At 64.2% G+C, this 19289-nt stretch carries 14 protein-coding genes; 10 read left to right on the top strand and 4 right to left on the bottom strand.

Annotated elements, in window-relative coordinates; genetic code table 11:
- Positions 1–42 precede the first annotated feature (42 nt).
- The 3 genes from ACSQ3E_RS23040 to ACSQ3E_RS23030 all read right to left on the bottom strand — a co-directional run bounded on the left by ACSQ3E_RS23040 (position 43) and on the right by ACSQ3E_RS23030 (position 6011).
- Positions 43–1293, bottom strand: a complete 1251-nt coding sequence (locus tag ACSQ3E_RS23040) for a site-specific integrase (RefSeq protein WP_436124448.1) — start codon at positions 1291–1293, stop codon at positions 43–45.
- Positions 1294–1653: 360 nt separating this feature from the next.
- On the bottom strand, positions 1654–4836 hold the full coding sequence (locus tag ACSQ3E_RS23035) for an efflux RND transporter permease subunit (RefSeq protein WP_436124447.1): 3183 nt from the start codon (positions 4834–4836) through the stop codon (positions 1654–1656).
- On the bottom strand, positions 4833–6011 hold the full coding sequence (locus ACSQ3E_RS23030; RefSeq protein WP_436124446.1) for an efflux RND transporter periplasmic adaptor subunit: 1179 nt from the start codon (positions 6009–6011) through the stop codon (positions 4833–4835). The genes ACSQ3E_RS23035 and ACSQ3E_RS23030 overlap by 4 nt, the downstream gene beginning before the upstream one ends.
- Before the next feature lie 485 nt (positions 6012–6496).
- On the opposite strand from ACSQ3E_RS23030, the gene ACSQ3E_RS23025 reads away from it, so the two are divergent.
- On the top strand, positions 6497–6739 hold the full coding sequence (locus tag ACSQ3E_RS23025; protein WP_310324315.1) for a DUF1344 domain-containing protein: 243 nt from the start codon (positions 6497–6499) through the stop codon (positions 6737–6739).
- Positions 6740–6869: 130 nt separating this feature from the next.
- Here the strand turns inward: ACSQ3E_RS23025 and ACSQ3E_RS23020 are convergent, their stop codons facing one another.
- Positions 6870–8972: a bifunctional rhamnulose-1-phosphate aldolase/short-chain dehydrogenase gene (locus tag ACSQ3E_RS23020; RefSeq protein WP_436124445.1), complete on the bottom strand. Its 2103-nt coding sequence runs from the start codon at positions 8970–8972 to the stop codon at positions 6870–6872.
- Between the two features lie 233 nt (positions 8973–9205).
- Between ACSQ3E_RS23020 and ACSQ3E_RS23015 the strand changes: the two genes are divergently transcribed.
- From ACSQ3E_RS23015 to ACSQ3E_RS22975, 9 genes are all read left to right on the top strand, one after another.
- Positions 9206–9982 (top strand): DeoR/GlpR family DNA-binding transcription regulator, encoded by a 777-nt coding sequence (locus ACSQ3E_RS23015; protein WP_436124444.1) that lies wholly within the window; start codon positions 9206–9208, stop codon positions 9980–9982.
- The gene (locus tag ACSQ3E_RS23010) at positions 9979–11388 is read left to right on the top strand and encodes an FGGY-family carbohydrate kinase (protein ID WP_436124443.1); all 1410 of its coding nucleotides are present in this window, start codon (positions 9979–9981) and stop codon (positions 11386–11388) included. Before ACSQ3E_RS23015 ends, ACSQ3E_RS23010 begins: the two co-directional genes overlap by 4 nt.
- Positions 11385–12899 (top strand): sugar ABC transporter ATP-binding protein, encoded by a 1515-nt coding sequence (locus ACSQ3E_RS23005; protein WP_436124442.1) that lies wholly within the window; start codon positions 11385–11387, stop codon positions 12897–12899. Before ACSQ3E_RS23010 ends, ACSQ3E_RS23005 begins: the two co-directional genes overlap by 4 nt.
- Positions 12896–13900 carry an ABC transporter permease gene (locus ACSQ3E_RS23000; RefSeq protein WP_436124441.1) on the top strand — a complete coding sequence of 335 codons (1005 nt, stop codon included), beginning with the start codon at positions 12896–12898 and terminating at the stop codon, positions 13898–13900. The genes ACSQ3E_RS23005 and ACSQ3E_RS23000 overlap by 4 nt, the downstream gene beginning before the upstream one ends.
- Position 13901: 1 nt before the next feature.
- The gene (locus ACSQ3E_RS22995) at positions 13902–14849 is read left to right on the top strand and encodes an ABC transporter permease (RefSeq protein ID WP_310324303.1); all 948 of its coding nucleotides are present in this window, start codon (positions 13902–13904) and stop codon (positions 14847–14849) included.
- Between the two features lie 58 nt (positions 14850–14907).
- Positions 14908–16014 carry an autoinducer 2 ABC transporter substrate-binding protein gene (locus ACSQ3E_RS22990; protein ID WP_067967189.1) on the top strand — a complete coding sequence of 369 codons (1107 nt, stop codon included), beginning with the start codon at positions 14908–14910 and terminating at the stop codon, positions 16012–16014.
- A gap of 101 nt (positions 16015–16115) precedes the next feature.
- Positions 16116–17177, top strand: a complete 1062-nt coding sequence (locus ACSQ3E_RS22985; RefSeq protein ID WP_436124440.1) for a class II aldolase/adducin family protein — start codon at positions 16116–16118, stop codon at positions 17175–17177.
- A 1-nt stretch (position 17178) separates the two neighbouring features.
- Positions 17179–18456, top strand: a complete 1278-nt coding sequence (locus ACSQ3E_RS22980) for an FGGY-family carbohydrate kinase (protein WP_436124439.1) — start codon at positions 17179–17181, stop codon at positions 18454–18456.
- On the top strand, positions 18456–19289 hold the full coding sequence (locus tag ACSQ3E_RS22975; RefSeq protein WP_436124438.1) for a TIGR01459 family HAD-type hydrolase: 834 nt from the start codon (positions 18456–18458) through the stop codon (positions 19287–19289). Before ACSQ3E_RS22980 ends, ACSQ3E_RS22975 begins: the two co-directional genes overlap by 1 nt.

The raw sequence follows: 19289 nt of genomic DNA, 5'->3' as shown, positions 1-19289 counted from the left end.
TCGACGATCTCCGGCGCCAGCCGCGCAACTTGAGGAGAGAAGCTAGAGCCCGCTGGCCTTGGTGAGGTTGACGCGGAAGCGGTCGCGGCGGCGCTGGTATTTGCGGGTCATTTCGGCACTGGCATGACCGAGCTGCTTCTGGATGTAGCGCTCCTCGACTTCGGCCGACGAGGCGAGGCCAGCCCGCAGCGAATGGCCGGCAAAAAGCCTGCCGCGTTCGGCCTCGGTCAAATCACCACGCACGCCGGCGGCGAGGGCCGTGCGCTTGACCAGACGGGCGACTTCCTGGTCGTTGAGCCGCTCAGTGCCGACCTTCTTGCCCTCGCCAGTGACGCGCCGGAACAGCGGACCATGCGCAATGCGGGCCAGGTTCAGCCAGGTCTCCAAAGCCACCACAGGGCAGGTGATGTCGGCCGAACCGCGGCCAATCTCGACCTCGCGCCAGCCGGTTTTTCCTCTCAACGTCACCAACAGGCCTTTTTTGGGAAAAAATTCGATCCAGCCGCGGCCGTCCTCGGTCTGGTCGCGGCCGCAATCGAGGCCGACGATCTCCGAACGGCGCAGCGCACCGGTGAAGCCGAGCAACAGCATCGCCCGATCTCGAAGGCCGCGCAGGGTCCCCCTGTCGAGTGTTTCCAGCATCGCCATCAGATCCTCGGGCAGGATCGCTTCCTTCTGCCGGGGAGGGCGGGCGTGGGCATTGCGAATGCCGGCCATGACGGTGGCGATGGCGCGGTGCTTGCGGTCAAGGGAAAGGCCGCGCTGGGCGTAGTTCCAGGCGAGCGATGACAGGCGCCGTTCGATGGTCGATACGGATTTCTTGTCGCCGCTGCCGGTGCCGGTGCCGGAAGCGAGCGCGGTGATGTAGAGCCCGACGGTCTCGGAATCCGGCGGCATGGTGGCAAAACCCTGGCGCCGGGCCCAGTCGGAAAAGTGCTTCCAGTCGGCGGCATAGGCACGGCGGGTGTTGGCGGAACTCGCCGCCTCGACATAACCACGCGCGCGCTCGGCCAGATCCTCGAGCTGGTCGGGAAGGCGGCCGGCGGGTCTGAATTCGGCAAGTTGGGCAGGGGAGGGGGGCTCATCGTCCGAAGCGATGACGGCTTCCGGCTCGATCGCCGGCTCCGCTCGGCCCATTGCCATCACGACATCGACGATGTCGGGCAGGTCATCGGCGGAAACGGCGTTTGTGGGGCTGTTTGCGTCCAAAACAGCGTTTTCGGGCGTGCTCTCTCGTCGAGGAGCGCGCAGTTTGGTACGGTTTTCCGGGTTTTGCTCGACATGAGAGGCCATTTCGGCAGTAGGCCATCAAACGAGCGATAATGCAACATTATCGGTCGTAATGAGCGGCTGACGAGCTGTGCGGTTGATCGCCAAAACTGTGGATGTAACCGCACGAGCGATTCTGTGGTCATAACCCATGAGCCGTAACATTTTTCCGTGCTGAGCGCGTTCGTGTCATCGGCGGTACCCATTTCGCTTTTGTGCGCAGCCGAGAGTTGGACGCGACGGAGCGGCATCAAACGCGCACTCTGGCGGACGTTCATCCTGAGAATGCGGCTGAAGCTGGTATTGGCGTGTCAACGCCAGCTTCAGCTCGGTGGTCCAGAGCTTTGCTGCTAAAGCCGAATTCTGGTCTGATTCAGCAGGCAGCTACTGAACCGGCTCCGTCTCCACGGTCGCTAACTTCGAAATGCCGCTACGCCGCCGCAAGACGAGCCGCCTGACTGCGACGTAGAATACCGGCGTCAGGATCAGGCCGAACATCGTGACGCCAAGCATGCCCGCGAAAACGGCGACGCCCATGGCGTGACGCATCTCGGCGCCGGCGCCTGTCGCGATGACCAGCGGCACCACGCCGGCGATGAAGGCGAGCGAGGTCATCAGGATCGGGCGGAGGCGCAGGCGCGCGGCTTCGAGCACCGCGGCCAGGGGGTCGCGCCCCTTCCTTTCCTCTTCATGGGCGAACTCGACGATGAGGATCGCGTTCTTGGCGGCAAGGCCGACAAGGACGACGAAGGCGATCTGGGTGAAGATGTTGTTGTCGCCGCCCGAGAACCAGACCCCTGATATCGCGGAAAGCAGCGCCAGCGGTGCGATCAGCAGCACCGCGAAGGGCAAGGACCAGCTGTTGTATTGCGCGGCCAAAATCAGGAAGGCGAGCAATACCGCGAGCGGGAAGACGATCATGGCGGTGTTGCCTGCCTGCTTCTCCTGGAAGATCAGGTCGGTCCACTCGAAAGCCATGCCGGCCGGCAGCGCCTCCTTCATGATCCGTTCGATGGCATCGGTGGCCTGGCCGGATGAATAGCCGGCGGCCGGGCCGCCGGTGATGTCGACAGAGGGATAGCCGTTGTAGTGCATCACGCGATCCGGGCCGGAGCTCGCGGCGATGGTCGCCAATGCCGCCAGCGGCACCATGTCGCCTGAGGCATTTCGAACCTTCAGGCGTGCGATATCGTCGACCTCGGCGCGGAACGGCGCGTCCGCCTGCACGATGACGCGATAGGTGCGGCCGAAGCGGTTGAAGTCGTTGGCATAGAGTGAGCCGAGATTGACCTGCAGGGTCTCGAAAATGCCCGTCAGCGGCACATGCTGGGTCTTTGCCTTGACCCGGTCGATGTCAACCTGGACCTGTGGCGCGTTGACCTGGAAACTCGCCATCATGCCCGCGAGTTCGGGGGTTGCGGCAGCTTTGGCCATGACTTCGCCCTGCACTTTCGCAACAGCGTCGAGACCGAAGCCGGCGCGATCCTCGATCTGCAGCTTGAAGCCGCTGGTCGTGCCAAGACCGGGCACCGGCGGGGGCGGGAAGATGCCGACGAAGCCGTCGGGGATCTGGCTGTACTTGCCCATTAGGCGACCGGCGATGGCGTTGGCCGACAGCGACGGATCCTTGCGCTGATCGAACGGGTCGAGCATGGCAAAGACCACGGCGGCGTTGGGCAAGTTGACGAAGCCGTTGACCGAAAGGCCGGGGAAAGCGACGACGCTTTCGACACCGGGCTCTGCTAGGGCGATTTTCGACATCGCCCTGACCACCGCTTCTGTGCGGTCGAGCGAGGCGCCGGAGGGCAGCTGGGCGACGCCGACAAGATAATACTTGTCCTGCGCCGGCACGAAGCCGCCGGGGATGCTCTGGAAGCCTAGGTAGGTCGCGCCCAGCAACCCGGCATAGGCCAGGAACACCACGCCGCTGATGCGGATGGCGCGGCGCGCCGTTCCGACATAGGCGTTCGAGGCGCTGTCGAAGAAGCGGTTGAAGACCCGGAAGAACCTTCCGAACATGAAATCGATGACGCGAGTCAGCCAGTCGCGGCGGCCTTCGCCATGGTGCGGTTTCAAAAGCATAGCTGCCAGCGCCGGCGACAGCGTCAGCGAATTGATCGCCGACAGCACGGTCGAGATGGCGATGGTGACGGCGAACTGCCGGTAGAACTCTCCCTGCAGGCCGGACAGGAAGGCCGAGGGAATGAACACGGCCGCGAGCACCGAAGTGATGGCGATGATCGGCGCCGTGACTTCATCCATCGCCTTGCGCGCCGCTTCCTTCGGCGTCTCGCCCAGCCCCATGTGCCGTTCGACATTCTCGACGACGACGATGGCATCGTCGACAACGATGCCGATCGACAGCACCAAGCCGAACAGCGACAGCGTGTTGAGAGAGAAGCCGAGAAGGTACATCACCGCCAGCGTGCCGACGAGTGAGATTGGCACGGCGACGAGGGGAATGACCGACGCGCGCCAGCTCTGCAGGAACAGCACGACGACGATCACGACGAGGGCGATGGCCTCGAGCAAGGTCTGCACGACGGCCGCCAGCGACGCCCGCACGAAGACGGTCGGGTCATAGGCGATGCGATATTCCAGGCCCTCGGGGAACCCTGTCTGCAGGCGCTGCATCTCGGCGCGGACCGCACTCGATACGTCGAGCGCATTCGCCCCCGGACGCTGGATGATCTGCAGGGCAACAGCCGGTTCGCCGTCGAGCAGGCTGCGCAGCGCATAACCGTCGGCGCCGAGGCCAATACGGGCGACATCGCGCAGGCGCACGACCTGGCCGTCTTCGCCCGTCTTGACGATGATCTCGCCGAACTGCTCCTCGCTGGTCAGCCGTCCCACAGCACTTACGGTGACCTGGTAGCTGGCTTCCCGAGACGGCTGCTGGCCGACCGCACCAGCTGCGACCTGGACATTCTGCTCGCGGATGGCAGCGACCACGTCGCCCGCCGTCATGCCGCGCGCCGCCACCTTGGCCGGGTCGAGCCAGACACGCATGGCATACTCGCCCGCCCCCCAGACGATCACGTCGCCGACACCGGGCAGTCGGGCGAGCGTGTCGCGCACCTGCAGGCTGGCGAAGTTGGAGATGTAGAGCGGATCGTAGCGCTTGTCTGGTGACACCAGGTGGACGACCATCAGGATGTCGGGCGAGGTCTTCTGGGTGACGACGCCGATGCGCTGGACTTCCTCGGGCAGGCGCGGCAGGGCCCGCGATACGCGGTTCTGCACCTGGATCTGCGCCATGTCGGGGTCGGTGCCCTGGGCGAACGTCACGGTCAAAGTCATCCGCCCGTCGGTGGCTGCCTGCGAGCTCATGTAGAGCATGCCTTCGACGCCGTTGATCGACTGTTCGAGCGGCGAGGCAACGGTCTCGGCGATCACTTCGGGACTGGCGCCCGGATAGCTCGCCGACACCTGGACCGTGGGTGGGGTGACTGCAGGGTATTCGCTGAGCGACAGGCGGAACAGGGCCAGGGCGCCCGCAATCAGCATCAGCGCCGACAGCACGATGGCGAAGATCGGGCGGTTGATGAAGAAGTGAGGCAGGTTCATCGACGCGCCTCCAAGCTGGCGCCATCAACGGAGCCCGCGACAGGTGCCATCGCGATCCGGTTCGGCGTCACCTGCATGCCCGGTCGCACCAGTCCCTTGATGATGATCGTCTCGCCACCTCTGAGGCCATGCTCGACCACGCGCAGCCCCTCGGCCATCGCTCCCAGCTCGACTGGCCGGTATTCGACCATGTCGCCGGCAGCCAGCACCAGCACGTAGCGCCGCCCCTGGTCGGTGCCGACCGCCTGGTCGTCGATGAGGACGGTCTCGCGCGCGGCACTCGTGGCGAGCTTCACCCTTGCAAACAGGCCAGGCGTCAGCCGCCCGTCGGCATTGGCCAGTACAGCGCGCGCCCTGATCGTACCCGTGGTGCGATCGACGCGGTTGCCGAGAAAATCGAGGGCGCCGGCGTGGGGAAAGCCGTCCTCGCCGGTCAGCCCGACGGTAACAGGTGCCGGAGATGTGACTGCCGTCCCTTCAGGCCGGAAACCCAGATAGGTTGCTTCGTCGATGTCGAAATAGACATGGGCAGGGTCGACCGAAACGATCGTGGTGAGCAATGTCGCAGCCCCCGTCGCGCCGGCAACCAGGTTGCCTTCGTTCACCAGAACCCTGTCGACTCGGCCCGAGATCGGCGCGGTCACGCGGGTGTACGACAGGTCCAGCCTGGCTGCGGCGACGACGGCCTCCGCCTCCTCGACCTGGGCTTCCCGCTCGTGTTTGCGCGCAGTATCATCGTCCAGCGTCTTTGCGGGAATCGCACCCTTCGGGGCCAGGCGCTGCGACCGCTCGAGATCGACCTTGGCCTGCTCGAGCAGCACCGTTGCCCGGCGCAGTTGCGCCTCGGCACTTTGAAGCGCGACCTCGAACGGTCGTGGATCGATCTGGAAAAGCAACTGGCCGCGTTCGACGAGCCCGCCCTCAGGCACGCTGACGGTTTCGATGACCCCACCGACCCGGGGACGCAGCTCGACGGTTTTGGCAGCGGCAACGACACCGGTGAACTCGGACGACGGCGCAAGTACGCGTGTGATGACTTCGGCCACCGGAACCTGCGGCGGGGGCGGCGGTGCAGCCTCGCCCGACGCCAGTGCCTGCTCGATGTAGGCCGGCCCGTCGCTCGCCTGCATGAGCCATGCAGCAGCGCCGAGGGCCACCGTGGCCAACAGCAACATTCTTATCTTTCCAGTCATTTGACAGCGCCTCGTCGACGAATGCGCGACGCCCGTAACGACGCCGCTGGATGATTTGCGGCGACGCTACGGTTTCCGGTGACTGGAAGGTCAACCGGCTTTGTTGCCGACTACGAGCCTTCAATTTTTCGACGTGAAGAGAACCGCCGGACGCAGCGAGCGTCCGGCGACTGCCTCCAATGGTGCAGTCGAAAGGACCGTCGGAAAGATCGTGAATTGACGACTTGACTTTCCAGTGACCGGAAAGAGCAGCCTTCAATCACGGCTCGAAAGCCGACGAACATTGGAGACGGAAAATGCCCGACTGAAATCGACAATTACTTGCTGCCAGGCGGCAGGTTCGTAGCTCCGGTCATGCGACCGCAGTCAAACCCTCACGAAAAACTCTGGTGCGAGCAGCAGTCCGGACATCCCAGCGATGCCGGGCAACGCCCCACCCTTGTCCAAGAAACGGAAAGACCTCCCAAATGAAGACCATCCTCCTCATCGCCTCGTCCCTCGCCCTCACCACCGGCGTGGCCTTCGCTTCCTCCAGCGACGGTGTCATCGCCAGCTACAATCACGACGTTCGCGTCATCACGCTCGAAAACGGCAGGAGCTTCACGGTGCCGCGCGACGTCGCCGTGCCCGCGCTGCAGGCAGGCGAGAAAGTGTCGATCCAGCTGAATGGTGAAGGAGACCGCGTTACCGCCGTGCTGAAGTCGTACTAGTCGCCTCAGCCCGGATGGGGACAAGCGCCACGGAATCCCCCGCCCCGTGGCGCTTGTTGCGTGTAGACCGCTGTTGGTAGCAAGGCCCATTTGCCGACTTGGATCGGCTTAGGGAATTCGTCTGACAGAACTATCTGGTAAAGCTCTGGGCGTTGCCGGCGTCGACGTTGATGATGTTGCCGGTCGACTTGGCCGACATGTCGGAGGCGAGAAAATAAACAGCCTCGGCGATGTCTTCGGGGAATACCGAGCGTTTCAGCATCGAGCGCTTGCGGTAGTGTTCCTCGAGTTCGTCCGGCTGCATCGCATAGGCTGCGGCGCGCTGCTCGCGCCATTCGCCGGTCCAGATCTTGGAACCACGCAGCACGGCATCGGGATTGACGGTGTTGACCCGGATCTGGTGGTCCGCGCCTTCGAGCGCCAGGCAGCGGGCGAGATGGATCTCGGCAGCCTTGGCCGTGCAGTAGGCCGCCGCGTTGGGCGAGGCGGCCAGCCCGTTCTTTGAGGCGATGAAGACGATGTTGCCGCCGATCTGCTGCTGCTTGAACAGCCGGAACGCCTCGCGCGACACCAGGAAGTATCCTTTCGCGAGGATGTCCATGTTGCGGTTCCACATCGACAGTTCCGTGTCCTCGATCGGCGCCGAAGACGAGATGCCGGCGTTCGAGACCAGGATGTCTGTACCGCCGAACTCGACTGCGCTGTCGGCATAGGCCGAGGCCACGCCGGCTTCGTCGGTGACGTCGAGGCGGACCGGGTGCACGAAATCCTTGCCGAACGCCTTGCCGAGTTCGTCATGCGCATTGGCAAGGGCTGTCTCGTCGATGTCGGCGATGACCACGCAGGCGCCTTCGCGCAGGAGCCGGACGGCGGTAGCCTTGCCGATGCCGCCGGCGCCGCCAGTGACGAAGGCGATCTGGCCGGCCAGCGATTTCGGCTTGGGCATGCGCTGCAGCTTGGCTTCCTCGAGCAGCCAGTACTCGATGTCGAAGGCTTCCTGCTCGGGCAGGCCGACATAGGTCGAGACCGACGAGGCGCCGCGCATGACGTTGATGGCGTTGACGTAGAACTCGGCGGAGATCCTGGCGGTCGCCTTGTCGGCGGCGAAGGTGAACATGCCGACGCCCGGCATCAGGTAGACCACGGCATTCGCGTCGCGCACGGCGGGCGAATCCGCATGCTTGCAGCGGTCGTAATAGGCCTGGTAGCCGGCGCGGTAATCGTCCAGCGCCTTGGGCAGCGCCGCAATCACGGCGTCCACGTCGAGCTTCGCAGGATCGAAGTCGATCACCAGCGGCCTGATCTTGGTGCGCAGGAAATGGTCGGGGCAGGAGGTGCCGAGGGCCGCGAGATCGCGCAGATGGTGTGAGTTGACGAACTCCAGCACGGCATCGCTGTCGTCGAAATGACCGAGCTTGCGCACGCCCTGCTGTGAGATCATGCCGCGGATGCGCGGCATCAGGCGCGCGGCGATTTCCCGGCGCTCGGCTGCCGGCAGCGCCGTCGCGACCGCGCCGCCGAAGGCCGGCTTGCCCTTGGTCTCGCCTTCGAACCAGCCGATCGCCTTGTTGATGGTGTCTATGGTGGTGGCGTAGCACTCCTTGGGCGTATCGCCCCAGGTGAACAGGCCATGGCTTTCGAGCACGACGCCCTTGGCATCAGGGTTCTCCAGGCAGAATTTTTCGAGCCAGAGTCCGAGTTCGAAGCCCGGGCGCTTCCACGGCAGCCAGCCGATTTCGTCGCCGAAAATCCTGGCGGTCAGCGCCTTTGAGTCCTTCGCGGCCGCGATCGCGATGATCGCGTCCGGATGCATGTGATCGACGTAAGCCCTTGGAACATAGGCGTGAAGAGGGGTGTCGATGGAGGCCGCGCGCGGGTTGAGGTTGAATGTGCAGTGCGGCAGGTAGCCGACCATCTCGTCCTCATGGGCGAGGCCACGATAGAGCCCCTTCAGCGCGCGCAGCTTGTCCATATAGAGGGTAGCGAAACCGTCGAGTTTGATCGACGCGCTGTCGCCGCCCGAACCCTTGACCCACAGCACCTCGACTTCTGTGCCCGTCAGCGGGTCCTTCTGCATGATCTTGGACGAAGTGTTGCCGCCGCCATAGTTGGTGACGCGCTTGTCCGAGCCCAGGATGTTGGAGCGGTAGACCAGCCGCTCCGGCTCGCTCATGGCGGCCGCTCTGGCGTCGTCCCACAGATTTGCAAGCCGCGTGGCGTTGGTGTCGGGCATGTCGGATTCCTCCCGGCGCGAGATCGGGCGCCGCTCTCGTTTAGCGTAAAATCAGGCCAAGCCATGCGGTTTGTCAATCGCAAAAAGATCGAACTAAATCATTGTGCGTCGCATCATGATTTAGATGCAGCGCGATATGAGCAATTTTCGTCACAATTCGCTTGCGCATCAAATTGATTTGCGTAAGTTAGCTCATGGCACTGCCTTTTCGCGAAGCCATGGGAGGTGTTTTCGTGAACGACCTGGTCCGCCAGCGACAGATCGTCGAGCTTTTGCGCGACCGGCCTTTTGCGTCGGTGCGCGATCTGCAGGAGCATCTCGGCGTTTCCGCTGCCACCGTGCGGCGCGACATCGACAAGATCGATGAGGCGGGCGGCGCCCGCAAGGTCTATGGCGGCATCTCCGCACTTGATGGGGCGGCCCAGGGCACGGCATTTGCGCGTCCCTATGACGAGAACCGCGATCTGGCTGTTGAGCCCAAACGGCTGATTGCCGAACTGGCCTCGACAATGGTTGCGGACGGTGACGCGGTCATCGTCAATGGTGGCTCGACCTGCTTCCATCTTGGCGTCAAGCTGGCCGACCGCAATGTCCGCCTGTTCACCAACTCCATGCCGTTGGCGGGTTATCTCGGGGAACATGGCAAGTGCAGCCTGACCTTGGCGGGCGGTGAGCTCCATCGCGAGCCGAGGGTGATCTACTCGCCGTCGCAGCCGATCAACTTCTACGCCTCCAAATTCTTCCTCGGCGCGCAGGGGATCAGCCCCGACGGTCTGCTTGAATCGCATCCGTTGATGGTGCGCTCGATTCAGGAACTCAGCCACAACGCCGACCAGATCGTCGTGCTGGCCGACAGCCGCAAGTTCTCGATCCATGCCCGTAACACGGCGCTGCCGCTGACGCGGCTGGCGATGGTCATCACCGATGACGGCCTGTCCGACCAGCACGCCAAGATGCTCGAGAGCGCGGGTATCGCGCTGCGCATCGCGTCCAACGGGGGCGGGGCATGAGCGGCGCGCTGGCGGTCTTCGACCTCGGCAAGACGAACTCCAAGCTGTTCGTGTTCTCGCCTGATGGCACGCTGCTCGACGAGCGCCGCACAAAGCCGGTCTGGCATGATTATCGCGGCAAGAGCGTACTCGACGACGCCCGCCTGTTTTCCTGGATGAACCATGAGCTGGCCGAAGTTGCTACGGCCCATGACGTGACACGGATGATGATCTCCGCTCACGGATGCGCCTTTGCGCTGGTGCGTGGCAACGAGCTGCTGCACCCGATCCTCGACTACGAGCAGGAAGTGCCTGATACGATCGCCGGAGCGATCGATCCGATCCTGCCTGACTTCTCCGAGACCTACACGCCTTGGCTGCCGCTGGGTTTCTCCATCGCCCGCCATATTTACTGGCTGCAGGTTGAGGAGCCCGAGGCGTTTGCTTTGACCGAGGCGATCCTGTGCTATCCGCAGTATTGGGTCTGGCGCTTCAGCGGGCGCGAGCTTGCCGAATGGTCCTATTTCGGTGCGCACAGCCAGCTTTGGGCGCCGCTCAACCGAGATTACAGCTCGCTGGTCGAGCGGCTCGGCTGGCGTGACCGCTTCCCGGCCATTGCGCCTGCGGGCGCGGTTGTCGGCGAGGCCAGCGTCACCATGCCGGACGGCAGCACGCGGGCGATCGCCGTCCACAACGGCGTGCACGATTCCAACGCGGCGCTGGCCTATTACCGCATGACCGGGCTGCATGACTTCACGCTGGTTTCGACCGGTACCTGGGTCATCATCATCAATCTGGACTGTCCGCTCGGCGCGCTCGACCAGGAGCGCGACATGATCGCCAATGTCACGGTCAACGGTGAGCCGGCGCCATCGCTGCGCTTCATGGGCGGTCGCGAATACGATCTGATCAGCGAAAACTGGAACAAGCCGATCTCGCAGGCAGCGGTCGAGCGTGTGATGGAACGCGGGGTTTTTGCCATGCCGTCATGGGCGGCCGGTGGACCCTTCCCCGAGACGAAGGGGAATGTCGTCGGCGGCGACGTCACCGGCGAGGAAAGGGCGGCGGTCGCCGCACTCTATGTCGCCATGATGACCGACCTGTCGCTCGACCTGATCAAGTCGGAAAATCTCCTGGTGATCGACGGCGGCCTGGCGAAGATCGACCTGTTCACGGCGATGCTGGCGCAGCTGCGCCCGACGCAGACGGTCGTGCGCTCGATGATGAGCGAAGGTTCGGCGACGGGCGCCGCGGCACTGGCCTTCAAGGCGCTTGGCCTGAAGCCGTTCCGGGACGAGACCGTGCCGGTGTCGGCCAGCCACATTCCCGGTCTCGACGCTTACCGCGCTCGCTGGCGCGAACTGGCCGACGGCGCGCGCGCCGCTGCCAGGGCGGCCATGCCTGATGCGAAGGAGGCAGGCCGATGAGCAATTCGACCGCCTATGTCAGCCTCACCGGCATGTCCAAGTCCTTCGGTGGCGTGAAGGTGCTGAAGGAGGTCAGCTTCGACGTTCGCCCCGGCGAGGTGCATGCGCTGCTCGGCGAAAACGGCGCCGGCAAGTCGACGCTCATCAAAATGATGTCTGGTCTCTACATGCCCGACGCCGGCACCATCACTGTCGATGGCAAGGAGCTGAAGTTCTCGTCGACACGCGACGCCGGTGCGGCGGGCATTGCCACCGTCTATCAGGAACTGCTGCTGTTCCCCGAGCTGTCGGTGGCGGAAAACGTCTTCCTCGGCAACTATCCGCGCACGGCCACCGGCATCATCGACTGGACCGAAGTGCGCCGCCGGACCCGCGATCTGCTCGACCAGCTCGACACCTATGACCTTGACGTCGATACCAAGGTGCTGAGCCTGTCGGTCGCCCAGCGTCAGCGCGTCGAGATCGCCAAGGCGCTGAGCAAGAACGCCCGCATCCTGATCATGGATGAGCCGACGGCGTCGCTTGTCGAGTCCGACGTTCAACGGCTGATGGCCGTCGTCAGGCAGCTGCGAGAGCGCGGCGTCGGCATCGTTTATGTCAGCCATCGCATGCCCGAAATCTTCGCGCTCGCCGATCGCGTGACCGTGCTGCGCGACGGTGCCCATGTTGCGACCAGGGATATCGACGAGGTCGACGAGAACCAGCTTGTCTCGATGATGGTCGGTCGCTCGATCGAAAGCCTGTTCCCGAAGGCGCACGCTACAATCGGCGACACCGTGCTGCGGGTGACGAACCTCAATCACGGTCGCCATGTGCGCGACATCTCCTTCGATCTGCGGCGCGGCGAGATCCTCGGCATTGCCGGCCTGGTCGGCAGCGGCAGGACGGAACTCGCCCTGACCCTGTTCGGCATGACGCCGGCAACATCGGGCGAGATCGAGATGGAGGGCAGGACGGTGCGTATCGGATCGCCGCGCCAGGCGCGCGATCTCGGCATCGCCTATGTGCCCGAGGATCGCGGCCAGCAGGGCTTGGTGAAAGCCATGGCCATCCGCAAGAACGTCTCGATGGCGACCATCGAAAGGCTGTCGTCGGGCATCTTCATCAAGGCCGGCGAGGAGGCGCAGCGGGCGCTTGATGCGGTCAAGCGGCTCAGCATCCGCTGCCGCAACATTGGCCAGCCGGTCGGCGAGCTGTCGGGTGGTAACCAGCAGAAGGTGGTCATCGCCAAATGGCTGGAGACCATGCCCAAGGTGCTGATCCTTGACGAGCCGACACGCGGCGTCGACGTCGGCGCCAAGGCCGAAATCCACACCATCATGGGAGAGCTCGTGAAACAGGGCGTGGCCATCATCATGATTTCGAGTGAGCTGCCTGAGGTGCTCGGCATGAGCGATCGTGTGCTGGTGATCAGCAGCGGCCAGATCACCGGCGAGATCGACCGCGCCGACGCCACGCCCGAACGTGTCGGCGCCGCCATGACCGCGCATCGCAGCGGGGAGGCCGCATGATGACGACGACAGTCGAAGCAACCGCACGCTCGCGTCCGACCCCTCAGCGCCCCGGCTTCTTCAAGCGGCTTTTCGCCGAGTATGGCCAGGAGATCGTGGTGCTTGCCGCCATCGTCGTCCTGTTCGCCATAGTCACGATGGTCAATCCGCGCTTTATCAGCGCCAACAATTTGACCACCATCTTTTCCGGCAACGCCTACATTGCAGTTGCCGCCATCGGCATGGCGATGGTCATCGTCACCGGCAACATCGACGTTTCGGTCGGCGCGCTGATCGGCGTCTTGGCAACGATTTCGGGTTCGCTTGCGGTTGCCGGTTATCCGATCTGGTTCGCCTGGCTGGCACCGGTGGTTGTCGGCATGGCGGTCAACGCGGTCATCGGCATCCTCGTCGCCTATGCCAGGATACCATCCATCGTCGTGACGCTCGGCGCGCTGTCCATCCTGCGCGGCGGCCTGATCAGCGTCACCGGTGGCACCTGGATCACCGACCTGCCGCCGGCCTACCTGATCGCCCAGAAGCAGATCTTCGGACTGCCGGTGCCGCTGGTCTTCATGGTCGTGCTGACGCTGCTTGCCGCCTTCTGGATGCGCTACACCGCCTTCGGCCGCTCGCTCTATGCCATTGGCGGCAATGCCGAGGCGGCCCTTGCCACCGGCATCCCGATTGCGCGCCGCACCGTCGCCGTCTTCGTCATCCACGGCGCCTTTGCCGGCCTTGCCACTATCCTGTTCGCCACCCAGCTGCAGGTCATCCAGTCGACCGTGCCGCCAAACCTGGAACTAACCGTGATTACCGCGGCCGTCATCGGCGGCGTGTCGATCCTCGGCGGCTCCGGCACGGTGATTGGCTCAACGCTGGCGACAATCCTGTTCGCGACCATCGGATCGGCCCTGATCTTCGTCAATGTCTCGGCCTACTGGCTGCGCGCCGTGATCGGCTTGCTGATCCTGGCGACGGTGCTGGCCGACATGCTGCGCCGTCGCGGCAGAGGGGCATGAGATGAACCTGAAATCCCTCATCCGCCACGAGACTTTCCTGGCCCTGCTGCTGGTCGTCGTCCTGATCGTGCTGTCATTCCAGTCGGACCGCTTCTTCACCGTCGACAACCTGCTCAACCAGGGCCGGCTGATGACCGAGATCGGCCTGATCGCGATTGCCATGACCTTTGTCATCGCAACTGGCGGTATCGACCTTTCGGTCGGCTCGATCCTTGGGCTTACCGCGATCCTGACCGGTGTGTTCTGGCAGAATGTCGGCCTGCCGCTGCCGGTGGCGGCAACCGCCGCCATTGCAGCAGGCACCTTCGCCGGCTTCGTCAACGGCGTCATCATCACGCGCTTCCGGGTGCCGCCGCTGATTGCCACGCTGGCGACGCTCGCCCTTTATCGTGGCCTCGCCGAAGGCATCAGCCAGGCGCGCTCGGTGCGCGGCTATCCTGAATGGTTCTATGTGCTGGGCCAGAAAGACGTGCTCGGCGTGCCGACGCAGCTCTGGATCCTGCTGCTGGCCGCCGTCGTTGCCTCGATCATCCTCGCCTACACGACCTGGGGCCGTACGGTCTACGCGGTCGGTTCCAACGAGGTCGCCAGCCGTTTCTCCGGCTTGTCGGTGGAGAAGACAAAGCTCGCGCTCTACACCGCCTCGGGTTTCGCCGCAGCCGTTGCCGCCGTCATCTTCGTCTCCCGTGTCTCCACGACACGCTCGGACATGGGCACAGGCATCGAGCTCGACGCCATCACGGCCGTCGTGCTTGGCGGCACCTCGATCTTCGGTGGGCGCGGCACTGTTATCGGCACCATCATCGGCCTTTGCCTGATCCAGGCGCTGAAGAACGGCCTGTCGCTTGCCGGCATCAAAGGTGACGGCACGATCATGCTGATCGGCGCGGTACTTATCCTGGCGATCCTCGCCAGCAACCTCTTCGAGAGGAGCGGCACTCGAACCTAGGGAGAGCAACGTCCTTCACTGCCGCTCTACAGTGTCCGGACGATCAATGGAGGATGGAATGCGTAACGTAGTACTTTCCGCGCTCTTGGCCTTGTCGTTCTCGACAAGCCTCAGCAATGCCCAGTCTGTCTGGACCGGCGGCGACGACCTGCCGACCAACCCGCTGGCCTGCGACGCCACGCCGGCGACCGCCGCCGCCAAGCCTTATGATGGCGGCCAGCCGACCAACGCGCCCGACCGCAAGGGCAAGACGATCAAGGTCGTCGACGTGCCGAAGCTGGTCGGCATCGGCTACTTCAATGCCACATCCAAGGGCATTGCCGACGCTGCCAAAGAAATGGGCTCGATGGACGCCAAGACCGACGGTCCGTCCAAGGCCAATATCGACGACCAGATCACGCTGATCGACAACTACATCACGTCAGGTGTCGACGGCATCCTGTTCGCCGCCAACGACCCGGTTGCCATCGCGCCCGTGCTGAAGAAGGCGCTCGGTGCCGGCATCAACGTCGTCGGTTACGACGCCAACTCGTCGCCGGATGCCCGCCAATGGTTCGTCAACCAGGCCGAGTTCAACGGCATCGCCAAGGCCATGGTCGACTCCATGGCTGCCGAAATTGGCGATGAGGGCGCGTTTGCCATCGTCACCTCGACCTTCACCACGCCCAACCAGGCGCGCTGGATTGCCGAAATGGCCGCCTACCAGGCCAAGTGTCATCCCAAGATGAAGTGGCTCGAGACGGTCGAAGCGCAGGAAGACAACATCCTGTCCTTCAACCAGTCGAACACGCTCATCAACAAGTATGGCGACGAGCTGAAGGGCATCTTCGGAATGACCAGCGTCGCGACGCCGGCCGCTGCCGACGCCGTGACCCAGGCCAAGAAGTGCGGCAGCGTTGCCGTCGTCGGCCTCGCAACGCCGAATGCGATGAAACCCTATGTCGGTGCCGGTTGCGTCAAGTCGGTGGTGCTGTGGAACCCTGTCGACCTCGGTTATGCCGCGGCTTATGTGCTGCGCGCGGTTGCCGACGGTACGCTGGCTCCTGGTGCTACCTCGGTGAAAGCAGGCAAGCTCGGCGATCTCTCCGTCATCAATGGCTCCGAAATCCTGCTCGGCGCGCCGACCGTCTTCAACAAGGACAACATCAACAACTTCGACTTCTGAGGTCGAAACGGGAGACGCGTCCGCGCGTCTCCCCAATTTCCGGAGCTGGCCGGCGATATGACAACCGGCCATTCCAGCCCCAATTTGAAAGGACCGTCGCCATGCCAGAAGCGGCCGGCTGGCAAGCCGAACTCGAAGAGCTGAAAGCCGTGTCGGCCCGTATTGGCAGCGACCCGCTGCTGACGCAGGGCGCCGGCGGCAACACGTCGCTCAAGGTCGGCGGCACGCTCTGGATCAAGGCATCAGGCACCTGGCTGGCGCATGCGCTGGAACGCGACATCATGGTGCCAGTGGAAATGACGCCATTGATTGCGGCGGTCGAGGCAATCGATCCCGCTGCGGAGCAGGCGCACCAGTTCACGGTCGCCGCCCTCAATAGCTCTGGCCTGCGCCCTTCCATCGAGACGACTGTGCATGCGCTGATGCCGCAGCGCGTGGTGCTGCATGTTCACTGCGTCGACACCATCGCCTATGCCGTTCGCAGCGACTGCGTCGAACGGGTCAGCCCGCTCCTCGCCGGGTTGAACTGGGCCTATGTGCCTTATGCACGACCGGGTCTGCCGCTGGCGCTAGCGATCTCGGAACATCGCGGCCAGCGGCCCGACGTGCTGATCCTTGGCAATCACGGTCTCGTCGTCGCAGCCGACACGGTGACCGATGCGGAAGCTTTGCTCGAAGACGTCAAGCTCAGGCTGCGTGTTGTGGCGCGCAGTGCTCGCGCATCCGATGACGATCGCCTCGCTCAACTTGCCGACGGCACTGACTATCGTCTTCCGTCATCCGAAGCCGCCCATGTCGCTGCGATCGACCTGGCGAGCCTGGAATTGGCAGCCATGGGCAGCCTCTACCCCGATCATGTGATCTTCCTTGGAACCGGTTCTGTCATTGCCCGCGACGGGGAAGATGTCGCTGCAGTGGTCGCACGTTTGGATTTGTCACCGGTCTCGATCCTGTTTCCCGGAACGGGTATCCTGATGCGCAAGGATGCGACGCCAGGCGCCGACGCCATGGCCCGCTGCCTCGCCGATGTCTTGGCGCGCATCCCCGACAGTGCGCCGGTAAGGGTGCTGACGCCGGAAGAGCATCTCCAGCTGACTGACTGGGATGCCGAGAAGTACCGGCAGGACCTCGCTCGCAAGGCCGCGGCCAAGAAGATCGCCTGAGATGAGTACCTCGCTCGCCATCGGCATCGACCTCGGTACGTCAGGCGCCCGCGCCGTGGCGATGACGCCCGGTTTCGAGATCGTGGCACAGGGCGCGGCCAAACTCTCGGACTTCGGCACTAACCCGCGCGACCCTGGCATCTGGTGGCAGGCGGTCGAGGCGGCGTTGAATGCGGTGCTTGTCCAGGTGGATCGAGCCTGGGTTCATGCCATTGCGGTCGACGCCACGTCAGGCACGCTGCTGCCGGTCGACACTGAAGGCACACCGCTCGCAGAACCGCTGATGTATGACGACAAGGTCGGCGATGCCGCCATCCTGGCACGCGTTGCCGCCGTCATCCCGGCCGAAAGCGCCGCCCATGGTGCGACCTCAGGCCTAGCCAAGGCGCTGGTCTTCCAGACCGTGCCCGGGGTCGCGAAAATCCTGCACCAGGCCGACTGGATCGCGGGCCGGCTCGCCGGTCATTTCGGCACGACGGACGAAAACAATGCGCTGAAGACCGGCTACGATCCGATCGACCGGCATTGGCCGGACTGGCTCGCTGCCGCCGGTCTGAACACCAGCCTGCTGCCACGCGTCGTGGCGCCGGGCGCGCCGATCGAAACCATCGAGCCAACTATGGCCAAGGCGTTCGGCCTGAGCGAGGAGGTCGAGATCATCGCGGGCACCACCGACGGCTGCGCTTCCTTCCTGGCGACGGGCGCCGATAGGCCGGGCGATGGCGTCACGGCACTCGGCTCGACGCTGACGCTCAAACTGCTGTGCGACCGGCCGATCTTCGCGCCCGAATTCGGCATCTACAGTCACCGCCTCAACGGTATGTGGCTCGCTGGCGGCGCTTCCAACAGTGGCGGCAAGGTCTTGTCCTACTTCTTCTCCGCTGATGAGATTACGCGACTGTCCGCCGCCATCGACCCTGATGCTCCAACCGGTCTTGATTTCTATCCGTTGCTCGAGCTGGGCGAACGCTTCCCGGTCCTCGATCCCGCCTGGCCGCCACGGCTCGCTCCGCGTCCTGCCGATGACGCGGGCTTTCTGCAGGCCATGCTCGAGGGCATTTCGGCCATTGAAAAGCTTGGTTACGACAGGCTGGCCGAACTCGGTGCACCGCCTCTGCAGTCCATGCGTAGCCTTGGCGGCGGCGCGTCGAACCCCGCCTGGACCGCGATCCGGCGCAACAGGCTCGACGTGCCGTTCCTGCCGGCGCATTCGCAGGAGGCCGCGGCTGGCGCGGCGCGGCTGGCGCTCATCGGTCTTGAAGCGGTGGGGGACTTTTGATGCCAACCCAACTTTCGGGCATTCGTGACCTGGCCGATCGCTTTGACGTCTTTATCCTCGACCAGTTCGGCGTCTTGCATGACGGCACGGAGCCTTACCCCGGCGCGGTCGAGACGCTGGTGTGGCTGAAGCAGGCGGGCAAGCGCACGCTGCTTTTGTCCAATTCCGGCAAGCGTTCGGCACCCAACGAAGCACGGCTGGTCAAGCTCGGTTTCGTGCCACGCAGCTGGGATCATTTCCTCTCGTCGGGCGAAGTCGCCTGGCAGAGCCTGCGCAAGCAACTCGGCAACGAAGCAGGCCTACGCTGCCTGCTCATCGTCCGCGACGGCGACCGGTCCGCCGTCGAAGGCCTGCCGCTGACCTTGGTCGAAACCGGCGAAGAGGCCGACATCGTGCTGCTCTCGGCCAGCGAGGGCGACCGCTTCGACCTCGACCATTACCGCCGGCTGCTCCAGCCTGCAACCGCGCGCGGCGCAAGATGCCTGTGTACCAACCCCGACAAGATCATGCTGACCTCGGTCGGACCGCGCTTTGGCGCCGGACGCATCGCCGAACTCTATGCGGAGCTTGGCGGTGAGGTGACCTGGATCGGCAAGCCGTTCCCCGAAATCTACGCCGCGGCGCTCGACATGCTCGGCACTCCCGAACAGGCGCGCGTCGTCTGCGTCGGCGACAGCATCGAGCATGACATCGCAGGCGGGCAGGGGGCTGGGCTGCGGACCGCGCTTGTGATGACGGGCGTGCTTGAGGCGAGCAGTGCGGCCGAGCGGGAACAACTGTTCGCCGAGCACGGCGCTACTCCAGACTTTCTTGTGCGGACATTTGCGTGGTGA

It is taken from the genome of Aminobacter sp. LjRoot7, assembly GCF_964252895.1.
GTDB classification, from domain to species: domain Bacteria; phylum Pseudomonadota; class Alphaproteobacteria; order Rhizobiales; family Rhizobiaceae; genus Aminobacter; species Aminobacter aminovorans_B.
The sequence above is the reverse complement of the archived record's forward strand: the minus strand, read 5'-3'. Positions and strand labels throughout refer to the sequence as shown.